This window comes from Nocardia tengchongensis (assembly GCF_054781395.1).
This window is the reverse complement of sequence record NZ_BAAGUM010000025.1, coordinates 1-663: the sequence shown is the minus strand read 5'-3', so window position 1 is coordinate 663 and position 663 is coordinate 1. Positions and strand designations below refer to the sequence as shown.

Annotated in this window: 1 protein-coding gene; it reads right to left on the bottom strand. The window is 67.4% G+C overall.

All coding sequences use genetic code 11. The features are described from left to right. Positions 1 to 237: 237 nt before the first annotated feature. Positions 238 to 603, bottom strand: coding sequence for a MerR family transcriptional regulator (locus tag ACYVKL_RS38700; protein WP_379174409.1), 366 nt, complete (start codon positions 601 to 603; stop codon positions 238 to 240). Positions 604 to 663: the final 60 nt, after the last annotated feature.

The window sequence follows — 663 nt, the reverse complement described above, 5'->3', positions numbered from 1 at the left end:
CCGGAGGGAGACGGGATGTAACGCATACCAGGCAGTTCACCTGCCCAGTCCTCGATATCTCTCCTGAACGACAGCTAAATTACACACAGCCGCGACGAATGTCTACAGTAGCCGCGACATAATTTCTCGGATGTTCGAGGACTGCCCCGCGACGCCTTCAACCGCCTCGGCTCCACCCCCGCGACGCGGCACTCCCGGGCGTTGGGGGCCGCGGGGGCGATGGTGCGGGCGGGCCGTTCAGTGTTCGGAGTCCGGTGATTGGTGCTCGTCGAGGGCGTGTTGCAGGGTGGCGTTGAGGGCGTGGGCCTCGGCGAGCTGATCTTCGAGGATCACGATCCGGCACGCTCCCTCCAGGGAGTTGCCGGCGTCGATCAGTTCGCGCACGCGCGCGGCGATGCGCAGCTGGTAGCGCGAGTAGCGGCGGTGCCCGCCCGCGGAGCGTTGCGGGGTCAGCAGTCGCACGCCGTCGAGGGTGCGCAGGAACGCCTGGGTGACGCCGAGGATCTCCGCGGCACGACCCATGCTGTAGGCGGGGAAGTCCTCGTCGTCGAGGTTGCCGACTCCCTCGGCACCGGCGACGGGATTGGTATCAGGTTGCTGCACAACACCTCTCGGGGTTCAACGACGGCAGGCCCCGGCGCGTAAGCGCCGGGGCCTGGGATT